Here is an 18,510-nt window from a genome sequence, read left to right on the forward strand (position 1 = left end):
ACTGAGTGACCGATAGGAAAGGAGAATGTTAGAAGTCCATGGATAAATACCCATTTCCCTATAATATACGACATAAGCTTTCTTTTTTTAGGGACACATTCGACATGATTATTCAAAACGCTCACACCTTGACCGTGTGCTGGGATCTCTCGGAAGAAACAATGCAGCTGGCTGAAGCGGTGCTTTTCGAAAAGCCGCAGGATATGATAAAAGAATTGCGCATTGTCATCAAAAGAAAAGGCATCGAAGCTGTCAGGACAAAGCGCACAACGTATCATAAAGGGGAATGGACAATTGGACAGGCGGCTGGCGATGCTGTATATCGGGCTGAATATAGAATTGTTAACTCAATGAATGTCTCTCTCAAGCTCGCTGGTACAGAGGACATCTATCTTGCTGAAAATGGGATTAGTGATATAAAAAGCTTTCAGACTGAGGACGCGCACATCAGGTGGGAGAAGCAATTTTCTGCCTACACGTGTTATGGGAGAGGAGAAAAAGAACGATGAACGTTCTCATGCTTTCACTCGAACATCCCCGTGAGCCGAAAAGCGGGCTCGGTGTCCATTTAAACCGTCTCATTTCCTATTTAAAACCGCATATCAATATAACAGTTTGTACTCCAAATAGGCGGCTGTTTTCATATGCGCAGTTTGAAGATTTTATAGCGGATGCCAACTTTACAATCGTTCAGCATGTGTTATCTTGCAATAAACGCTTTGATCTGATTCATGCCCATGACGACATGACAGCCCCCGCTGCTCATGATTTGAAACAACGGCTTGGCCTTCCGCTTGCTGCGACAATCCACGGTCTTGAAAGCGAAAGGAAGAAGGCGTGCCAAGAAGCGCCGCATCCATACAGACTTCAGACCGAACAGCTCCTTATAGAATCCGCTGATGAACTGATTGTATTAAGCACTTTTATGAAACGGGCTCTTGATAAGGCAGCACGAAAAAAACTAACCGTTATCCCGAGTCCTGCATCTATGGAGGAAGATAAGGGGCAAATTCCACGGAGTATGAATAAAAGGTTCCTATTTTCATTTGGTAGGTTTGTTCCGGAAAAAGGGTTTTCTCAGCTGTTAAAGGTGTTTGCTATCTTGAGGCAGCGCCAGCCTGATCTGCATTTAGTGCTGGCTGGGGAAGGGCCGTCTCTGTCCTCCTATGAGAAATTGGCTGCGGCATTGAACCTGAAGGAACATGTCATGTTCCTGCCGTTTCTGCATAGAAGGGATCTCAGAGCATTTTTGTCTCGCTGTGAAATGGCTGTTTTCCCTAGTTTTTATGAACCGTTTGGGCTTGCCGCGCAAGAAAGCATGGAACAAGGTGTGCTGACTGCCGTTTCTCAGTCGGGCGGCTTTTGTGACTATGCCTTGCATGACAAAACGGCAATCGCCGTTGATTTTATGCACGCACAGGAAGCGGCTGATCTACTGGACAGGTTGTTAAAAGACCGGGAAAAAGCCCGCCGGATAAAAGAAGCCGGCAGACAACAGGTGATCAAACTCCACCATCCCCGGCTCATTACGGAATCATATTTACAGCTTTATAAGCGTATCATCAATAATTCAGCAATTCATTGAAAAACAGCCTAGCATTCCGTCCATTATAGTGGTATTATATATAAGTCTGAATAAGTAAATGATTTTAGTTTGGAGGGAAAATAATGCGCGTTAATATTACTTTGGCTTGCACTGAATGTGGTGAGCGTAACTATATTTCTAAAAAGAACAAACGCAACAATCCAGACCGCGTTGAATTTAAAAAATATTGCCCACGTGATAAAAAATCTACGTTACACCGTGAAACAAAATAACAGCCTAGCTGTTTGAGGTGTGAGAAAAAAGCCAGAGCTTTGAAAAAGGTTCTGGCTTTTTTTCTATTCCGAGGGGGATGAGAGATGAAATCACAATTAAGAAAAAAGACGATGGAAGCACTATCTGCTGTATCAAGTGAAGATCTTATTCAAAAAACAGCACGTATGTACAAGCATTTGTTTTCACTGCCGGGGTGGCAAAATGCCAGCACCATTGCCGTCACCATCTCCAGAGGGCTGGAAATACCGACGCGTCCAGTTATTGAGCAGGCTTGGAAAGAAGGAAAGCAAGTTTGTATTCCAAAATGCGACCCTGGTACGAAGAAAATGCAATTCCGCACATATCAGACCGATGATCAGCTCGAAACCGTTTACGCCGGACTTCTTGAGCCGATGATTGAAAAAACAAAAGAAGTGAAACCCTCGCAAATTGACTTGATAGTCGTTCCGGGTGTTTGTTTTGATACTGACGGGTTTAGGATCGGTTTTGGCGGCGGTTATTATGACCGTTTTTTAAGCGATTATAAAGGGAAGACAGTCTCTTTGCTTTTGGAGTGCCAGTTGTTTGCGCACGTTCCCCGTCAGCCGCATGACATCCCAGTACATAAGCTGATAACAGAGGATCAGATCATTTCTTGTTTTTCATAACTTTCCTGCTCCTTATTTAAGAATAAATAAGAAAGAATGACAAACCCTATTGGCAGGAGGGATATAATGAAAAAAATTATGATTTATGCCATTTTCGCTGTTTCTGCCGTCATGTTTTATCAAAATCGCTACCGTCTTATGAATACCGTACTCAGCCAGCCGGGAATCAGGCGGTCTTTTATCCATTTCTTTTTAAGAATTCCGTTTATCCGTAATAAATTTATACAGCAAGCTTTCTAAAATCCCGTGAAAAACGGGATTTTTTGCTTTCAGTAGGCGTTCGGAGCGCCAGCTGTTATAATGAGAAAAAACCATTGGAGCGGTAAACATGTATTTGCTGGAGTATACATATTGGAAAATCGCGGCGCACCTAGTGAAAAGCGGGTATGGAGTCATACAAGCCGGTGAGTCAGATGAAATATGGCTGGAAGCACCGGACAAGTCCTCTCATGATCTGGTTCGCCTTTATAAGCATGACCTTGATTTCCGTCAAGAAATGGAAAGAGATATCGAAGAGCAGGCTGAGCGGGTAGAACGAGTCAGAAAGCAACTTGGCAGACGCAAGATGAAGCTGCTGAATGTATTTTTTTCAGCGGAAGCCCCTGTTGATGACTGGGAAGAGATTGCCGAAAAGCCCTTTGAGAACGGAACTGTGTCAGTTGAGCCGGCGGTCGTGAGGGGAACGATGCTTCATGATGATCTTCAAGCTGTTTTTCCATCATTTCCTGCAGAAGAATGCACAGAAGCCCGTAATTCATTTGAAGACGTGCAAATGGCGAGAGAACGCTTCCTTTCGCTCGTATTGAAACAAGAAGAAAAGAGAAAAAATGAAGCGGCGGTTTTTCAAAACGGAAAACCAATCTTTACATATTTATTCATCGCGTTTCAGGTCTTAATGTTTTTCTTGCTTGAAATAAACGGGGGCAGCACAAATACGGAGACACTGGTCGCTTTTGGAGCAAAGGAAAACAGTCTGATTGCAGCCGGAGAATGGTGGCGGCTTCTGACTCCGATTGTGCTTCATATCGGCATAACGCATTTAGCCTTTAATACGCTTGCTTTATGGTCAGTTGGTACAGCGGTTGAACGGATGTACGGATCGGGCAGATTTCTGCTGATTTATTTGGCGGCTGGCATTACAGGTTCAATCGCGAGCTTTGTGTTCAGTCCCTATCCTTCAGCGGGCGCTTCAGGAGCCATATTCGGATGCTTAGGCGCATTGCTGTATGTAGCTTTGTCAAATCGGAAAATGTTTTTAAGAACTATTGGAACCAATATTATTGTCATCATTATCATCAACCTTGGCTTTGGTTTTGCGGTTTCGAATATAGACAATTCGGGACATATTGGCGGCTTGATTGGCGGCTTTTTCGCTGCTGCAGCACTGGGGTTGCCCAAAGGCGGAGCCTTAGGAAAAAGATTGTTATCAGCGGTTTTGCTGATTGCTTTGGCGGCCGGATTTTTATATTACGGATTGCATTCGCCTTCACACCAGGAGTCAGCGCTGATTCAGCAGGCAAATGAGCTGTATCAGGAAGGAAAGTATGAAGAAGTAACAGAATTGCTGAACGGAGAAGCAGAGCAAAAAGATGCCTCTGCCGATCTTTTGAAAATTCTAGCTGTTTCTGATATTCAAATCGGCGAATATGATCAGGCGGTTTCCCTTTTGGAACGAGCAGTGAAAAAAGAACCTAAAGACCATGCATCATATTACAATTTAGCCTTATTGTATGCGGAAAAAAATGAGCTTGCTCAAGCAGAAAAGGCCATCAGGTCGGCTGTAAAACTGAAGCCGAAGGAGCAGCGCTACAAGGAGCTGCAGCAGCAAATTGAAAATAATAAAGAATCTTAGTAATGGAAGATGGTAAGGAGGCTGGCTTTTTTGTCAGCGTTTTCTTCTTGACTGGCCGCTTCCATATGAATACGCTTATGATAGTTAAGATCAAGAATGGTGAGGAAAATGAATACATTTTATGATGTGCAGCAGCTTTTAAAAACGTTTGGCCACATTGTTTACTTTGGGGACAGAGAGCTTGAAATTGAGTTTATGCTAGACGAATTAAAGGAATTATACATGAATCACATGATCGAGAAGGAGCAGTGGGCCAAAGCGGCAGCGGTCCTTCGAAAAGAATTGGAACAAACAAAAAAACGGAAGAGATTGATGTAAAGGCTAAGGTGATAAAAATGGACGAAATATGGTTTGCGGGCATTGATCTGGGAGGAACGACAATTAAACTCGCTTTTATTAATCAATATGGTGAAATTCAGCATAAGTGGGAAGTCCCGACTGATAAAAGCGGCGACACCATTACCGTTACAATTGCAAAAACAATCGACAGTAAGCTGGATGAACTCCAAAAACCGAAGCATATCATCAAATACATCGGAATGGGCGCACCAGGCCCTGTAGATATGGCGGCAGGAGTCGTTTATGAAACGGTAAATCTGGGGTGGAAAAACTATGCTTTAAAAAACCATCTCGAGACAGAAACCGGAATCCCGGCTGTTATAGAAAATGACGCAAATATTGCTGCGCTCGGGGAAATGTGGAAGGGAGCGGGTGATGGCGCGAAAGACGTCATTCTCGTGACGCTTGGCACAGGAGTTGGCGGCGGCATCATTGCAAATGGTGAAATTGTACATGGCATAAATGGCGCCGGCGGGGAAATCGGCCATATTTGTAGCATTCCTGAAGGCGGGGCGCCTTGCAACTGCGGCAAAACGGGCTGTATCGAAACGATTGCGTCGGCAACCGGAATTGTAAGAATTGCAAAAGAGAAAATTGCAAAAGCTAAGCAGACGACACGTTTAAAAGCAACTGAACAATTGTCAGCGCGGGATGTATTTGAAGCGGCGGGTGAAAATGACGAAATTGCCCTTGAAGTGGTTGATTATGTGACCAAGCATCTTGGTGTGGTGCTGGGAAATTTGGCAAGCTCGCTTAATCCATCAAAAATCGTTCTTGGCGGCGGTGTTTCAAGAGCCGGAGAACTGCTGAGATCCAAAGTCGAGAAAACATTCCGCAAATGTGCGTTTCCGCGGGCAGCCGAAGCGGCTGATATTTCAATCGCAGCACTTGGAAATGATGCCGGCGTTATCGGAGGCGCTTGGATCGCTAAAAATGAATGGCTGAAACACCAAAATTGTTAAAATTGTGTAAATGAAATTGATTTTTCGTTATGTTCAGGTTAAGATTTAATTTGATGTGTTAATGAGAATGTTGGGAATAGACTGATTTTTTGAGCGTGCTGCATAGGAGGTTGAAATGCGAAAAACGTTTTTTTCGAAGATTTCATTTATGCTGATTGCCATTTTATTGATGTGGCTGAAAACGTATGCTGTTTACAAAACCAGTTTTCATATTAAAATCGACAATCTAACGCAGGAATTTATTTTGTTTATCAACCCATTGAGCTTTTTGCTGCTCATCTTTGGCTTCAGCCTGTTTTTAAAAGGCAAAAGCAGAAATCGCTACATTATCGCGATGAGCTGTCTTGTTACGTTTGTATTGCTGGCTAATATGGTTTTTTACCGATTTTACAATGATTTCTTAACGATCCCTGTCCTTTTTCAAACGAGCAATATGGGTGATCTCGGAAGCAGCATCGGAACACTTCTTGAGCCGACAGACCTCCTATTGGCTGTAGATATTGCGGTTTTAATATGGCTTCACATCCGGCAAAAAGCTTTTCAATCGGACATTCCTTCCACGAAAAATGAACGGGCGGCATATTTTCTGTTTGTTGCTTCTGTTTATTTCTTCAATTTAGGCCTGTCTGAAGCGGAAAGACCTCAGCTATTGACACGCTCATTTGACAGGGAAATGCTTGTTAAAAACATCAGCCTGTTTAATTTTCATATTTACGACGGTGTTCTTCAGTCAAAACAGTCCGCACAAAGGGCCTTGGCTGACAGCAACAGCCTGACGGAAATTGAAAACTACGTAACCGCTAATGCGAAAGATGCCAACAAAAGCTTATTCGGTGCTGCAAAAGGAAGAAACGTCATTCTCGTATCCTTAGAGTCGACGCAAAGCTTTGTGATTAATGAAAAGATGAATGGTGAAGAAATCACGCCTTTTCTGAATGATTTTATAAAACAGAGCTACAACTTCAATAATGTTTACCACCAAACCGGCCAGGGGAAAACATCGGATTCAGAATTCATCGTGGACAATTCACTGTATCCGCTTGGACGAGGTGCTGTGTTTTTTACAAATGCGGGCAATCAATACATGGCCGCACCTGAGATTTTGAAAAACAGCGGCTATTATTCAGCGGTGCTTCACGCGAATAATAAAAGCTTTTGGAATCGTGATTTAATGTACGACTCATTTGGATATGATTCGTTTTTTGATATTAACTCGTATGACGTAACTGACAAAAATTCTGTCGGCTGGGGGCTGAAGGATAAAGAATTTTTTGAGCAGTCTTCAGAGCTGATGAAAAATTTGCCTCAGCCGTTTTACTCGAGGCTGATCACACTGACGAACCACTTCCCGTTTGATCTAGATGAAGAGGATCAATTGATTGATGAATATGATTCAAGCAGCCAGACGCTAAATAAATATTTCCCGACAGTGCGCTATCAGGATGAGGCGTTGAAACGGTTTATCGAAAAGCTGAAAGAAGACGGGTTATACGACAACTCTATTATCGTATTATACGGTGACCATTATGGGATATCGGAAAACCATAATGAAGCGATGGGGCAATTTTTAGGGAAAGAGATTACACCATTTGAAGAAGTGCAGCTCCAAAAGGTGCCGCTTGTCATTCATATTCCCGGTATTACCGATAAAAAGCCGCAAACCATTGAAACAGTAGGCGGGCAGATTGATATCAGGCCGACGCTGATGAATCTTTTAGGAATTGATACGAAAGATCACATTCAATTCGGAAACGATCTGCTTTCAGATGAAAAACTGGACTTTACGGTACTACGGGACGGGAGCTTTATTACGGATCAGGTTGTTTATACAGATGGTGCTTGTTATGACAAAGAGACAGGAAAGCCGCTAAAAGAGGCAAAACAATGTGAAGCATTTGCTGATAAAGCAAAACAGGAGCTATCACTTTCTGATGAAATCATTTATGGGGATTTGTTACGATTTTATGATCAAAAAAGGCTGGACAATTCGTCAAAACGAAAAGAAGAACAAATGCTTGATCAGGCATCGTAATCACAATGTCTCCCGCATCAAAGTGGCGGGAGGCTTTCTTTTTTTTAATACGCTGTCATATAGTAACAAAAAAGGAGGATGATGATGGCGTTTATTACGGTGAAACCTGAGATCAAGCACAATTTGGCCAGAGTGGCGAGAGAACTGAAGATAGACGAGGAATTGCTTAGAAGTTCAAATCGATCCGCACAGAAACATCAATTGTATTGTCCTGGTTATCTTATAGAAGAGTATAACGATAAAGAGCTTCAAACCATTCAGGACATAAAGAGCTTTTTACAGCCTCGGCAGCTGGACCTTTCTGATAACTGGGTGGAGCAAGAAAAAATCTATGATGCTTCAGCTGTTGAAAAGGAAATAAAGAAGATCATTGATGTGTTTCCGTTTGTCTCATGCCGGGAAATCGGCCGTTCTGTACTCGGCAGGCCAATCTGGGAGCTAAAAACTGGCGGGGGGCATGCCGCAAAAAAGGTTCATATGAACGCCTCATTTCATGCGAATGAGTGGATCACAACGTCTGTCCTGCTGAAATGGTTTAAGGAATACTGTATATCATTATGCTGCAACTCGCCTTTTTTTGGCTTTTCTCCCATGAAGCTGTTCAGCAGCACATCCTTGTCTCTCGTACCTCTTGTTAATCCGGATGGCGTTGATCTTGTCTTGAACGGACCAGAAGGCATGGGAGCCAGGAAAGATGAGCTTGAAAGGCTAAATGATCATCGTCCGAATTTTAATGAATGGAAGGCAAACATAAACGGAGTCGATTTAAATAAACAATTTCCGTCACTATGGGAAATTGAAAAATACCGCAAACCTACAGCACCCAGCTACCGCGATTTTCCGGGAATCTCTCCACTCACGGAGCCGGAATCCATCGCGATGTACCGGCTGATAACGGAGAATCCGCCTAACAGACTGCTGGCTCTCCATACTCAGGGGGAAGAAATTTATTGGGGCTATAAAGGCCTTGAGCCTGAAGAATCTGCTGCTGTCATAAAGGATTTTGAGAAGTTAAGCGGGAACATTTATAAAGGAATACGGGATATAGACAGCTATGCGGGATTTCGCGATTGGTTTATTCACCATTATTTTAAAGAAGGATATACGGTGGAACTTGGAAAAGGCCAAAATCCTTTGCCGTTTCAGCAGTTTTCACATATTTATAACGCCACAAACGGCATTTTGTGGAGGGCGTTATTTTTTCATGAGTAACTGAAACTTTTTCTTTTTTCTGCCGAAGTAAATATGAGACAATAAAGATGATCGGGGGGAAGGCTGATGAGATCAGTTTGTTTCATTCTGTTGTCGGCATTGCTGTTTTGTTTATCGGCATGCGAACCATCTCATCAGCAGCAAAAACAGGCAGCGGCGGCAAAAGATGAGGAAAAAGACATCATACCGCTTTCCGCGGAAAAAGCGGATGGAATGGAAGGATGGCTTAATAACAGTACAATTTTATATACCGCGTCTGATCCGACGAAAACGGAGCTTTTTGCGTACCGCATCTTTACCGGCAAAGCGAAAAAGCTCTATCAAACGGATGGTCAAATCGTTGATGTTCAAATTAATCCGAGGAAGCAGATGATTTTGCTGCAAATCACACACAGCCAAAAGACGGCAGTTGTTTTGCTTAATGCAAAAGGAGAGACGCTTTACCAAAAAGATTACGAAACGTATGAACTAGAGGCTGCTTGGAATCAATATGATCCTTATCAAATGATGGTCACGGTATTCACTGAAAACTGGGATTTCCATACATATCAGGTGGATGCTAAAAAAGATGAGACTTCCTTATGTCCAATACAGGTTCCGTTTATTCATTGGACATCCAAAAACACATTTGATTATATAAAAGAGGGAAGAGACGATAAGTCAGGGCCTTTATATACATTCGATACAGTCTCCAAAGCGGAACAGAAGCTCGAGGATGACGTTCTCTTCTTTGATTCTTTTCATCAAATGAGTTTTACTGTCAAACCAGCTTCCAGAGAAAAAGGGACGTATCAGTTTAAAACGCCGCAAACAAAATCGCCAGTTACAGCGGAATGGCCGCTCCAAACGAAATATACAAGTTTGGCTCCAATGGAGTATGACTATGATGAAGCAAAAGGCCTGTTTTATACGTTTAGAGAAAGCGGCGATGCATATAAGCTCGCAGCTGTCAATGTGGCATCGGGAAAGGCAAAAGACCTTTTCTCTCTGCCGGAAATGGAGCCGATTCAAATATCTCCGAACGGGGAATATGCGTTATACGGCTTTCATTTTGAGCAGATCATTTTATTGAAATCACATGAAATGAAGCAACTCATCATTGATCAAAAGGAGATGGAATAACGATGGCTATCGCAGATGTAACCATTATCCCAATTGGTACGGAAACACCTAGTGTAAGTGCTTACGTGGCCGATGTGCAAAAGATTTTAGAAGGGTATAAAGCTGAAGGGAAAATCAAATACCAGCTGACACCGATGAATACGCTGATCGAGGGAGAACTCAGTGACCTTTTCACAGTCATTCAGGCTATTCACGAAGCGCCGTTTCAAAAAGGGCTGCACAGAGTGGCAACGAACATCCGCATCGATGACAGGCGTGACAAAAAAACGACGCTTGAAAGCAAAATTGAAAGTGTCAATAAACATTTACAGCAATAAAAATAAACCTGTATCCGATCGGATACAGGTTTTAATGTGCAGTTGGATAGCCGCTGTTTATCACGGTCATCACGGTAAACCAGCCAAAGACAAATAAGGTGGCTCCGGCCAATAAAAATCCAAGTATATTTCTATTTTTAACAGAACGCAAGACTCCCCATAAAGCGAAAAGAGCGACAAGGCCGAAAATCACGACAAGTAACATTACGCAGCCCCCTTTACATTGAAAAACCTGCAATTCTTTCCATTTTTATTCTACCTGTTTTTTATAGGTTTGTCGATAGCGTTTTCATTGCGATTGATTGAATCTTTTTTCAAAAACCCTCATAATAGGAACATAAAAAAGAAAGAGGTGATATAAGTGAAATGGAGACGAATGCCAGTAGGGCCGATTCAAGCGAACGCATATTTTCTCATCAATGATGATCAATGCCTGATTTTTGATCCGGGCGGCGAAGGAAATAAAATCAATCAATACATAAAAGAAAAAGGGTTGACGCCTTTAGCCATTTTGCTTACACATGCCCATTTTGACCATATAGGGGCACTTGATGAAGTGAGAGAAAAATGGGATATCCCTGTTTACTTGCATCAGAATGAAAAGAATTGGCTTACGGATGCCTCTTTAAACGGCTCCGGCATGCTGCGAGGGATAGAAATCACAGCTAAGCCTGCAGATCATCTGATTGAAGGAGACGGTGAGCTGAATATCGGACCGTTTCATTTAGAAACATTATTTACGCCGGGACATTCGCCAGGCAGTGTTTCTTACTACGTGAAGGATGCAGACTTGGTGATCTCCGGTGATGTCCTGTTTCAAGGCGGCATAGGGCGTACTGATTTAATAGGCGGCGATCAAGAGACGCTGCTGACGTCCATTCATGAAAAACTGCTAACGCTGCCGGAGCACACGCTGGTGTTAAGCGGCCATGGCCCTGAAACAGACGTGCAGACAGAGCAGGATCAAAATCCGTTTTTAAATGGGTTTTCATTGTAAAAAAAGAGACAAACCGAGAAGGTTTGTCTCTTTTTGCATTTAATGGCCTCCGCCGCCGGGCACCATAATAAAAATCGAGTAATATGTAAAGCCGGCGAAGAAAATCGTTAAATAAGCCCCAAAAATATAAATATACATGCGTTCAGTTAAGTTCAAATACGATAGAAATACAAATAAGATCGTCTGTCCAAAAAATAAAAGGGAAGCATCTTTCATATCACCCAAATAAAACATGACTGCAAAAATTCCCGTCCAAAATCCTAACACCCGGAACATGCGATTCATTTTTATCCCCTCCCGAGAGTCCCTCTGATTGCTATTATAATAGATCACACCTATAAATGTAAACATTTTCATTATTGATATACAAATGGAATTTGTTCCTTTGATTGCGTTTTCTATTATATGAATGGTTTTTAAAAAATAATCCGAAAAAAAGTTCTGTAAATGGTTTAAATAAAAAATGATCCGGGTAGTTATTCTACAAAGAGATGGTTAACTGAGGAGGAAAAAAACGAATGGAACAATTAATTTTTTACTCATATCCAAGCTGCACGTCATGCCGAAAAACAAAACATTGGCTTAAAGCGCATCAAATTGAATTTAACGAACGGCACTTATTCAGAGAAACCCCGACAGTGGAAGAATTAAGGTACATTTTATCATTAACGACAGAAGGAATTGATGAAATTTTAGCGACAAGAAGCCAGACCTTCAAAAATTTAAATCTGAACATTGAAGAGATGACGGTAAATGAGGTGCTGGAACTTTTAATCGAGAAGCCGAAGCTTTTGCGACGTCCGATTCTTGTGGACAACAAAAAGCTGGTGATTGGTTATAATCCGGGAGAACTGTTGAAGTTATCGAAGAAGAAAACAGTTCATCAATCTGCATGATGAAAAACCGAAGATCCGCTGATTTATACGAATCAGCTTATCTTCGGTTTTTCACCTGTTCAGAAACTGGGCTAGCTGGATTCGAACCAACGATCACGGAGTCAAAGTCCATTGCCTTACCGCTTGGCTATAGCCCATTGAATGTAAACATAGTATGTGTAGAGGCAGACATGTTATACATATGAAGCATATATTTTTAAAAAACAGGAGGTAGCTCATTAAGATGATAGCTCTTGATCAGCATGTAACAGAGCACAAAGAAGATATTATGAAACAATGGCTGGAAACTTGCACGTCAAAAGGAAACTGGCTGCATACCGCTAAAGATCAGCAAAAATTAGAACAAAAGTTATTAGACCAGCACAAATCATTAGTGACCATCGTGGCGAAATCCCTTAGCAAAGCAGAAGACGTAAAGGATGAGCTCAATCGATGGTCTCTTCAATGTGCCAGAGACCGTGCCGTTCATGAAGTGACTGTAACAGAAAGTGTCGGCCAGTTTAACGCCTTCAGGCACGTCATGTTTGAATGGATTCAGAAATTCAGCGAAGCCTCCTCTCAAGAAATCAGCATTCAGGACATTTGTGAGTGGAGCCAGATTTTGAATCAAACCATTGATGAGATCATCGAAGTGTTTACTGAAGAATATTACCAGGTCACCATGATACAATTAAACGCGCAAAAAGAAATGATTAATGAATTGAGTGCGCCGATTATGCCGATATCTGAGGGGATAGGGATTCTTCCGCTTGTCGGTGAAATTGATACGTACAGAGCGAGGACGATTTTGGAGTCGGTGCTGCAGCAGTGCTCAGCGTTAAAGCTCTCATATTTATTTTTAGATATTTCAGGTGTTCCCATCGTCGATACAATGGTGGCCTATCAAATTTTTAAAGTGATTGACAGCACCAAACTGCTCGGCATTGAGACAATTATTTCAGGAATCAGACCTGAAATTGCCCAAACTGTGGTGAAGCTGGGTCTGGATTTTTCGAATGTGAAAACCGAGCAAAGTCTTGCTAAAGCCCTGGCCAATAAAGGGTTTAAGATAGAAGAGTGTTGATGCCATTGCTGAAAAAAACTGCTGAACAGCCTCCCTCGGGCTATTCAGCTTTTTTTACTTCTATAAATAAAATGTGATGGCTGTCGATGTCTTTTACCTTAAAAGAGTAGCCGTCATATTCAATGACACTTTCAGGCTCGGCGTCTATGTTTTGTGTGAGAAACCAGCCGCCCAAGGTGTCTACTTCTGCGTCTGATAAATCTGTTCCAAGCAGGTTGTTTACATCGCTGATTAATAATTTTGCATTTAATAAGTAATGATCCTTTCCGAGCTCGCGGATATGAGGCACTTCATCTGCATCAAATTCATCACGGATTTCTCCTACAATTTCTTCGATAATATCCTCGACAGTGACCAAACCGGAAGTCCCGCCATATTCATCAATGAGGATCGCCAGATGAGTACGTTCCTTTTGCATTTTTAGCAGCAATTTATAAATCGGAATTGTCTCAATAACGTGGATAACAGGCTGAATGAAAGGTTCAATTTGCTGCTTTTTTAATGAGAAATCTTTCGACAGCATTGAAAACAGCACTTCTTTCATATTGATTACGCCAATGACATTATCTTTATCCTCTCTGACAACTGGGTACCGTGTATATTTTGTTTGCTTCACTGTTTCCTCCAGGTTTGGAATGGAGTCTTCATCAAGTGACAAACTGACCATTTCATTTCGCGGCACCATGATTTCCTTTGCCATTCGCTTATCAAAGGTAAAGACATTATTCATGTATTTTAATTCGCTTTTTCTGATTTCACCGCTTTTATAGCTTTCTGCCAAAAGAACCCGCAGCTCTTCCTCTGTATATGCCAGCTCATGCTCTGATGCCGGCTTCAGTCCAAACGCCCCTGTAATCAACCGGGCAGAGTGGTTCAGCAGCCAAATGAATGGAAACATGATCTTATAAAACCAAATAAGCGGTTTGGCAAGCATCAATGTAATGCTTTCTGCTTTTTGAATGGCGAAACTCTTTGGCGCCAGCTCCCCGATGACGACGTTTAAATACGTCACCACTAAAAAGGCGATGACAAGTGAAAGAAGGTGGGTAAGCGATTCATTTAAGCCTGCTTTATGAAAAAGCGGCCGAAGCAGGGTTTGCACAGTCGGTTCTCCAAGCCAGCCCAGTCCTAAAGCTGCGACTGTGATGCCCAGCTGGCAGGCTGATAAATATTCATCAAGATGAGTGATGACATGCTTTGCCGCTTTAGCACCTTTCTTTCCTTTTGCGACAAGCTGATCAATTCTGGATCGCCGCACTTTTACGATTGAAAATTCTACGGCAACAAAAAAACCTGTTAACAAAATGAGAATAGCGACTGCTAGTAAATTGATAAATTCCAAAACAACTGCCTTCTCCAAGGAAGGCATGCACCTCCCTTTTCCGATGTCTTTCTACATTCCATACCACCGGAAATTGCTCACAAAACATGCGTTGAAGCGGTTGACTGGTTTAGCAATGCCTTTCTTGGGCAATTAAAGAATAAAAGAACAAAAGTTTGGAGGAGCTTGACATGAAGGCACATACGGGAAAGGATTGGTTTTGGTACCAAATGGGGCCTCAGGAAAGAAATAAAGCAAGAGATCTGATCCACTTTTCTCACTGGCCTCAATGTGAGAAGTGGTTTGAAAATAACCATCATATTAATTTTTTGCGCGTAGACACGACTGAAACAGAAAATGAAGCGGTATTTGGCTCGATTGTATATGATCAGGGGCTGGGTGAGGAAAAAGACCATACCGTTTTTCACTTTTATATAACCAGGCAATATTTTTTCACAATTAACTTTGATTTTTCGATTTTGAAGGGGATTAAGGGAAAACAAGTTGTCCAGCAAATGGAAAGAGCGGATAGTACCATGGAGGGATTTTTGATCCTTCTCGGCGAGTTAATGAATGTGTATCTAATCGGTTTAGATGAATTTGAAGTAAAGCTGAGAAAGCTCAGATGGCAAATCAAAGACGATAATAGCAAAAGCATTTTAAATCGTGTCCATCTCCTGCACCATGAGCTGATGGTCTGGAAAAACTTAATCCTAAGCACTAAAAAAATTGAAATGGCATTGAAAGAAACCTTTTTGCCCCAAAATGAAGGTAAAAAGGTTTATCAGCGGATACAACTCAAAATTGACAGGGGGTTTACATACATTAGTGAATTTGAAGGGGAGCTTAATAGTCTGTTGCATTCAGAGGAAGTCATTACCTCTCACAGGGGAAATGAAATATTCAAAGCGCTGACCATTTTCACGACGCTTTTTACGCCGGTTACAGCACTCGGTGCCCTCTGGGGGATGAACTTTTCAGTGATGCCTGAGCTGAATTGGAAATACGGATATCTCTTTTCTCTCTTATTGATTCTCACTTCGACGGTTCTGATCTACCTATACTTGAAGAAGAAAGGCTGGACGGGAGATATGCTGCAGGAGCGGAAGAAGAAAAAGAAAACCCGGAAAAGGCGGACACTGTAGGAGGTTTCATTTTTTGTGCAGCGGATAAAGAATAAATAGAACACGGTAAAGGAGGAATGGAAATGAAAATAAGAGACATCATGACAAAGAATGTAGAATGCTGTGAACCAACCGCTTCTATCACGGAACTAGCGAAAAAGATGAGAGACTCCAATGTCGGTTCTATTCCAATCTGTGAAAATGGCACACTTCAGGGGATTGTTTCTGATCGGGATATTGTGACGAGATGCTTAGCTGAAAATCAGATGGATGCAAAAGCAAGTGACATCATGAGCGCCGACATCGTTTCCGGCCATCTCGATATGTCCGCTGAAGAAGCGGGGCAGCTTATGGCAGAGCACCAAATCCGCCGTTTACCGATTCTTGAAAACGAACGAATTGCCGGTATTGTGGCATTAGGCGATCTATCCGTTGAGAAGGATACTGATCAAAAAGCCGGAGAAGCATTAAGTGAAATTTCTAAATCAGCATAATGAAAGATGGAGTGAAGCAGGCATGATGATCATCATGCCTGCTTTTTTATTGAGAAAATAATGAAATCAATGAGGTACATTCAGCTGAAACAATCTTTTCTGTCAGCAGGAATTGATTTTTCTACATATAACATCTCCGGAAATCACCTTTCCACGGTTTGATTACAGGTCCTTCTTTTTCTACAATACGCATTGAAAGGAGAGGGAATCAAATTGGATTCAATAGAAAAGACAAGCAGAACCTTGATTGAAGAGGCATATATAACAAAGGCTTCTGACATTCACATTGTACCGAGGGAGCGGGACGCCATCATTCATTTTCGGGTTGATCATGCCTTGCTGAAAAAAAGGCACATGAAAAAAGAAGAGTGCGTAAGACTGATTTCACATTTTAAATTTCTCTCAGCGATGGACATAGGGGAAAGGCGGAAGCCGCAAAATGGTTCGCTTACATTAAAGCTAGAGGAGGGAAATGTTCATTTAAGAATGTCAACGCTCCCCACAATTAATGAAGAAAGCCTCGTGATCAGAGTAATGCCTCAATACAATATCCCTTCGATTGATAAGCTGTCATTATTTCCGAAGACAGGAGCCACTTTACTCTCATTTTTAAAACATTCCCACGGCATGCTCATTTTTACCGGGCCGACTGGTTCAGGGAAGACCACCACATTATACTCTCTTGTTCAATATGCAAAAAAACACTTTAATCGAAATATTGTCACACTGGAGGACCCTGTTGAAACAAGGGACGAGGATGTTCTTCAGGTGCAGGTGAATGAAAAAGCCGGTGTGACTTATTCCGCAGGGCTGAAGGCTATTTTGCGCCATGACCCGGATATGATTATCTTAGGTGAGATCAGAGATGCGGAAACAGCTAAAATCGCGGTACGGGCAGCGATGACAGGGCATTTGGTGCTGACGAGCCTTCATACGAGAGATGCGAAGGGCGCGATTTACAGGCTGCTTGAATTCGGCATCAATATGAATGAAATCGAACAGACTGTTATTGCAATAGCGGCTCAGCGCTTGGTTGATTTGGCTTGCCCGTTTTGTGAAAACGGATGTTCATCAGTATATTGCCGCCAGTCACGAAACACCAGGAGAGCAAGCGTTTATGAGCTTCTTTACGGAAAAAATCTTCAGCAATGTATTCAGGAGGCAAAAGGAAATCATGCAAATTACCAATATCAAACGCTACGTCAAATTATCAGAAAAGGAATTGCACTCGGCTATTTGACGACAAACAACTATGACCGGTGGGTTTATCATGAAACAGATTAGAAAAACCTGGCCGTTAAAGGATCAAGCCCAGTTATTGAAGCGGCTCGGTGAAATGACGGAGGGCGGATATACGCTTCTGGATGGAATACGGCTGATGGAACTTCAGATGAATAAGAGGCAGGCGGCTGACTTGACTGATGCGATCACTCGTTTGAGGGAAGGGGCCCCGTTTTATCAAGTATTAAAGGGTTTGTCATTTCATAAGGAAGCCGTAGGTATCTGTTATTTTGCTGAAACACATGGTGAACTGCCTGCCTCCATGATTCAGAGCGGAGAGCTGCTGGAACGCAAAATTGCACAGGCAGACCAGCTGAAAAGGGTGCTGCGATATCCGCTTTTCCTCATCTTCACAGTCGCTGTCATGTTTTATATGTTACAGGCCATCATCATTCCTCAGTTTTCCGGTATTTATCAATCGATGAATATGGAAACCACACGTTCAACTGATATGCTTTTTGCTTTTTTTCAGCATATTGATCTTGTAATCATATTGTTGGCTCTATTTGCAGGAGGTATCGGGCTTTATTATTGGCTTGTGTTTAAGAAAAAATCACCTGCCCGGCAAATGCTTATTTGTGTCAGAATTCCTTTAGTTGGAAACCTTGTCAGGCTGTTTAACAGCTACTTTTTTTCTTTGCAGCTAAGCAGCCTTTTACAATCAGGTCTCTCAATATATGACAGCCTTAACGCATTTAAACATCAAACGTTTCTCCCTTTTTACCGCTGCGAGGCTGAACAAGTGATTGAACGGCTAAAAGCTGGTGAATCAATTGAAACCGCTATTTGTGAAAGCCCTTTTTATGAAACTGATTTTTCAAAAGTCATATCTCACGGACAGCTGAGCGGCCGCCTTGATCGGGAGCTTTTCACATACAGTCAGTTCATATTGCAGCGGCTGGAACACAAGGCGCAAAAATGGACAGGCATCCTTCAGCCTATGATTTATGGATTTGTTGCAGCGATGATCTTAATTGTGTATTTATCTATGCTTTTGCCTATGTATCAGATGATGAATCAAATGTGAAAGGA

At 42.2% G+C, this 18,510-nt stretch carries 22 protein-coding genes and 1 tRNA gene; 19 read left to right on the forward strand and 4 right to left on the reverse strand.

Annotation, left to right across the window (positions count from 1 at the left end):
- Positions 1-38 precede the first annotated feature (38 nt).
- From AC0DBE_RS02755 to AC0DBE_RS02810, 12 genes are all read left to right on the forward strand, one after another.
- The gene (locus AC0DBE_RS02755; RefSeq protein ID WP_072181766.1) at positions 39-509 is read left to right on the forward strand and encodes a hypothetical protein; all 471 of its coding nucleotides are present in this window, start codon (positions 39-41) and stop codon (positions 507-509) included.
- Positions 506-1,585: a glycosyltransferase family 4 protein gene (locus AC0DBE_RS02760; RefSeq protein ID WP_079287967.1), complete on the forward strand. Its 1,080-nt coding sequence runs from the start codon at positions 506-508 to the stop codon at positions 1,583-1,585. The genes AC0DBE_RS02755 and AC0DBE_RS02760 overlap by 4 nt, the downstream gene beginning before the upstream one ends.
- Before the next feature lie 83 nt (positions 1,586-1,668).
- A complete protein-coding gene (gene rpmG, locus AC0DBE_RS02765; protein ID WP_003153056.1) occupies positions 1,669-1,818 on the forward strand; it encodes a 50S ribosomal protein L33 in 150 nt (49 codons plus the stop codon).
- An 84-nt stretch (positions 1,819-1,902) separates the two neighbouring features.
- Positions 1,903-2,466: a 5-formyltetrahydrofolate cyclo-ligase gene (locus tag AC0DBE_RS02770; RefSeq protein ID WP_014114417.1), complete on the forward strand. Its 564-nt coding sequence runs from the start codon at positions 1,903-1,905 to the stop codon at positions 2,464-2,466.
- Between the two features lie 66 nt (positions 2,467-2,532).
- Complete coding sequence (locus tag AC0DBE_RS02775; protein WP_003226278.1) at positions 2,533-2,706, forward strand: hypothetical protein; 174 nt, start codon at positions 2,533-2,535, stop codon at positions 2,704-2,706.
- An 88-nt stretch (positions 2,707-2,794) separates the two neighbouring features.
- A complete protein-coding gene (yqgP, locus tag AC0DBE_RS02780) occupies positions 2,795-4,318 on the forward strand; it encodes a rhomboid protease YqgP (protein ID WP_087986876.1) in 1,524 nt (507 codons plus the stop codon).
- A gap of 108 nt (positions 4,319-4,426) precedes the next feature.
- The gene (locus AC0DBE_RS02785; RefSeq protein WP_061186870.1) at positions 4,427-4,636 is read left to right on the forward strand and encodes a YqgQ family protein; all 210 of its coding nucleotides are present in this window, start codon (positions 4,427-4,429) and stop codon (positions 4,634-4,636) included.
- Between the two features lie 17 nt (positions 4,637-4,653).
- A complete protein-coding gene (gene glcK / locus AC0DBE_RS02790; protein WP_061186871.1) occupies positions 4,654-5,619 on the forward strand; it encodes a glucose kinase GlcK in 966 nt (321 codons plus the stop codon).
- A 115-nt stretch (positions 5,620-5,734) separates the two neighbouring features.
- Positions 5,735-7,651 carry an LTA synthase family protein gene (locus AC0DBE_RS02795; RefSeq protein ID WP_014114411.1) on the forward strand — a complete coding sequence of 639 codons (1,917 nt, stop codon included), beginning with the start codon at positions 5,735-5,737 and terminating at the stop codon, positions 7,649-7,651.
- Positions 7,652-7,732: 81 nt separating this feature from the next.
- Entirely contained in the window at positions 7,733-8,863 is a 1,131-nt protein-coding gene (locus AC0DBE_RS02800) for a M14 family metallopeptidase (RefSeq protein WP_472961342.1), read from the forward strand.
- Between the two features lie 66 nt (positions 8,864-8,929).
- A complete protein-coding gene (locus tag AC0DBE_RS02805) occupies positions 8,930-9,985 on the forward strand; it encodes a YqgU-like beta propeller domain-containing protein (RefSeq protein WP_472960998.1) in 1,056 nt (351 codons plus the stop codon).
- A gap of 2 nt (positions 9,986-9,987) precedes the next feature.
- Entirely contained in the window at positions 9,988-10,302 is a 315-nt protein-coding gene (locus AC0DBE_RS02810; protein ID WP_010334936.1) for an MTH1187 family thiamine-binding protein, read from the forward strand.
- Between the two features lie 31 nt (positions 10,303-10,333).
- Here AC0DBE_RS02810 and AC0DBE_RS02815 read toward each other — a convergent pair whose 3' ends face one another.
- Positions 10,334-10,507, reverse strand: coding sequence for a DUF2759 domain-containing protein (locus tag AC0DBE_RS02815; protein WP_014114408.1), 174 nt, complete (start codon positions 10,505-10,507; stop codon positions 10,334-10,336).
- A gap of 156 nt (positions 10,508-10,663) precedes the next feature.
- Between AC0DBE_RS02815 and AC0DBE_RS02820 the strand changes: the two genes are divergently transcribed.
- Positions 10,664-11,299, forward strand: coding sequence for an MBL fold metallo-hydrolase (locus AC0DBE_RS02820; protein WP_072566547.1), 636 nt, complete (start codon positions 10,664-10,666; stop codon positions 11,297-11,299).
- A gap of 39 nt (positions 11,300-11,338) precedes the next feature.
- On the opposite strand, the gene AC0DBE_RS02825 is transcribed toward AC0DBE_RS02820, so the two are convergent.
- Entirely contained in the window at positions 11,339-11,584 is a 246-nt protein-coding gene (locus AC0DBE_RS02825) for a DUF2626 domain-containing protein (protein ID WP_003226300.1), read from the reverse strand.
- Between the two features lie 233 nt (positions 11,585-11,817).
- On the opposite strand from AC0DBE_RS02825, the gene mgsR reads away from it, so the two are divergent.
- Positions 11,818-12,195, forward strand: coding sequence for a transcriptional regulator MgsR (gene mgsR / locus AC0DBE_RS02830; protein WP_003226302.1), 378 nt, complete (start codon positions 11,818-11,820; stop codon positions 12,193-12,195).
- A gap of 66 nt (positions 12,196-12,261) precedes the next feature.
- On the opposite strand, the gene AC0DBE_RS02835 is transcribed toward mgsR, so the two are convergent.
- Positions 12,262-12,332 (reverse strand) — tRNA-Gln (locus AC0DBE_RS02835).
- An 86-nt stretch (positions 12,333-12,418) separates the two neighbouring features.
- Here AC0DBE_RS02835 and AC0DBE_RS02840 point away from each other — a divergent pair.
- A complete protein-coding gene (locus AC0DBE_RS02840; RefSeq protein WP_472961003.1) occupies positions 12,419-13,258 on the forward strand; it encodes an STAS domain-containing protein in 840 nt (279 codons plus the stop codon).
- 40 nt (positions 13,259-13,298) lie between these two features.
- Here AC0DBE_RS02840 and AC0DBE_RS02845 read toward each other — a convergent pair whose 3' ends face one another.
- Positions 13,299-14,627: a hemolysin family protein gene (locus tag AC0DBE_RS02845; protein WP_014114405.1), complete on the reverse strand. Its 1,329-nt coding sequence runs from the start codon at positions 14,625-14,627 to the stop codon at positions 13,299-13,301.
- Between the two features lie 143 nt (positions 14,628-14,770).
- On the opposite strand from AC0DBE_RS02845, the gene AC0DBE_RS02850 reads away from it, so the two are divergent.
- From AC0DBE_RS02850 to comGB, 4 genes are all read left to right on the forward strand, one after another.
- Positions 14,771-15,724 (forward strand): magnesium transporter CorA family protein, encoded by a 954-nt coding sequence (locus tag AC0DBE_RS02850; RefSeq protein WP_014114404.1) that lies wholly within the window; start codon positions 14,771-14,773, stop codon positions 15,722-15,724.
- Between the two features lie 62 nt (positions 15,725-15,786).
- Positions 15,787-16,197 carry a CBS domain-containing protein gene (locus AC0DBE_RS02855; RefSeq protein WP_014114403.1) on the forward strand — a complete coding sequence of 137 codons (411 nt, stop codon included), beginning with the start codon at positions 15,787-15,789 and terminating at the stop codon, positions 16,195-16,197.
- A gap of 213 nt (positions 16,198-16,410) precedes the next feature.
- On the forward strand, positions 16,411-17,481 hold the full coding sequence (gene comGA, locus AC0DBE_RS02860) for a competence protein ComGA (RefSeq protein WP_014114402.1): 1,071 nt from the start codon (positions 16,411-16,413) through the stop codon (positions 17,479-17,481).
- Complete coding sequence (gene comGB / locus AC0DBE_RS02865; RefSeq protein ID WP_014114401.1) at positions 17,468-18,505, forward strand: competence type IV pilus assembly protein ComGB; 1,038 nt, start codon at positions 17,468-17,470, stop codon at positions 18,503-18,505. The genes comGA and comGB overlap by 14 nt, the downstream gene beginning before the upstream one ends.
- Positions 18,506-18,510 lie beyond the last annotated feature (5 nt).

The sequence above is a fragment of the Bacillus sp. VA15 genome, from assembly GCF_055721145.1.

Coding starts and splice junctions, on each gene's coding strand:
- AC0DBE_RS02755 (WP_072181766.1), top strand. CDS start 39: ATGGATAAATACCCATTTCCCTATAATATACGACATAAGCTTTCTTTT.
- AC0DBE_RS02760 (WP_079287967.1), top strand. CDS start 506: ATGAACGTTCTCATGCTTTCACTCGAACATCCCCGTGAGCCGAAAAGC.
- rpmG (WP_003153056.1), top strand. CDS start 1,669: ATGCGCGTTAATATTACTTTGGCTTGCACTGAATGTGGTGAGCGTAAC.
- AC0DBE_RS02770 (WP_014114417.1), top strand. CDS start 1,903: ATGAAATCACAATTAAGAAAAAAGACGATGGAAGCACTATCTGCTGTA.
- AC0DBE_RS02775 (WP_003226278.1), top strand. CDS start 2,533: ATGAAAAAAATTATGATTTATGCCATTTTCGCTGTTTCTGCCGTCATG.
- yqgP (WP_087986876.1), top strand. CDS start 2,795: ATGTATTTGCTGGAGTATACATATTGGAAAATCGCGGCGCACCTAGTG.
- AC0DBE_RS02785 (WP_061186870.1), top strand. CDS start 4,427: ATGAATACATTTTATGATGTGCAGCAGCTTTTAAAAACGTTTGGCCAC.
- glcK (WP_061186871.1), top strand. CDS start 4,654: ATGGACGAAATATGGTTTGCGGGCATTGATCTGGGAGGAACGACAATT.
- AC0DBE_RS02795 (WP_014114411.1), top strand. CDS start 5,735: ATGCGAAAAACGTTTTTTTCGAAGATTTCATTTATGCTGATTGCCATT.
- AC0DBE_RS02800 (WP_472961342.1), top strand. CDS start 7,733: ATGATGGCGTTTATTACGGTGAAACCTGAGATCAAGCACAATTTGGCC.
- AC0DBE_RS02805 (WP_472960998.1), top strand. CDS start 8,930: ATGAGATCAGTTTGTTTCATTCTGTTGTCGGCATTGCTGTTTTGTTTA.
- AC0DBE_RS02810 (WP_010334936.1), top strand. CDS start 9,988: ATGGCTATCGCAGATGTAACCATTATCCCAATTGGTACGGAAACACCT.
- AC0DBE_RS02815 (WP_014114408.1), bottom strand. CDS start 10,507: ATGTTACTTGTCGTGATTTTCGGCCTTGTCGCTCTTTTCGCTTTATGG.
- AC0DBE_RS02825 (WP_003226300.1), bottom strand. CDS start 11,584: ATGAATCGCATGTTCCGGGTGTTAGGATTTTGGACGGGAATTTTTGCA.
- mgsR (WP_003226302.1), top strand. CDS start 11,818: ATGGAACAATTAATTTTTTACTCATATCCAAGCTGCACGTCATGCCGA.
- AC0DBE_RS02840 (WP_472961003.1), top strand. CDS start 12,419: ATGATAGCTCTTGATCAGCATGTAACAGAGCACAAAGAAGATATTATG.
- AC0DBE_RS02845 (WP_014114405.1), bottom strand. CDS start 14,627: ATGCCTTCCTTGGAGAAGGCAGTTGTTTTGGAATTTATCAATTTACTA.
- AC0DBE_RS02850 (WP_014114404.1), top strand. CDS start 14,771: ATGAAGGCACATACGGGAAAGGATTGGTTTTGGTACCAAATGGGGCCT.
- AC0DBE_RS02855 (WP_014114403.1), top strand. CDS start 15,787: ATGAAAATAAGAGACATCATGACAAAGAATGTAGAATGCTGTGAACCA.
- comGB (WP_014114401.1), top strand. CDS start 17,468: ATGAAACAGATTAGAAAAACCTGGCCGTTAAAGGATCAAGCCCAGTTA.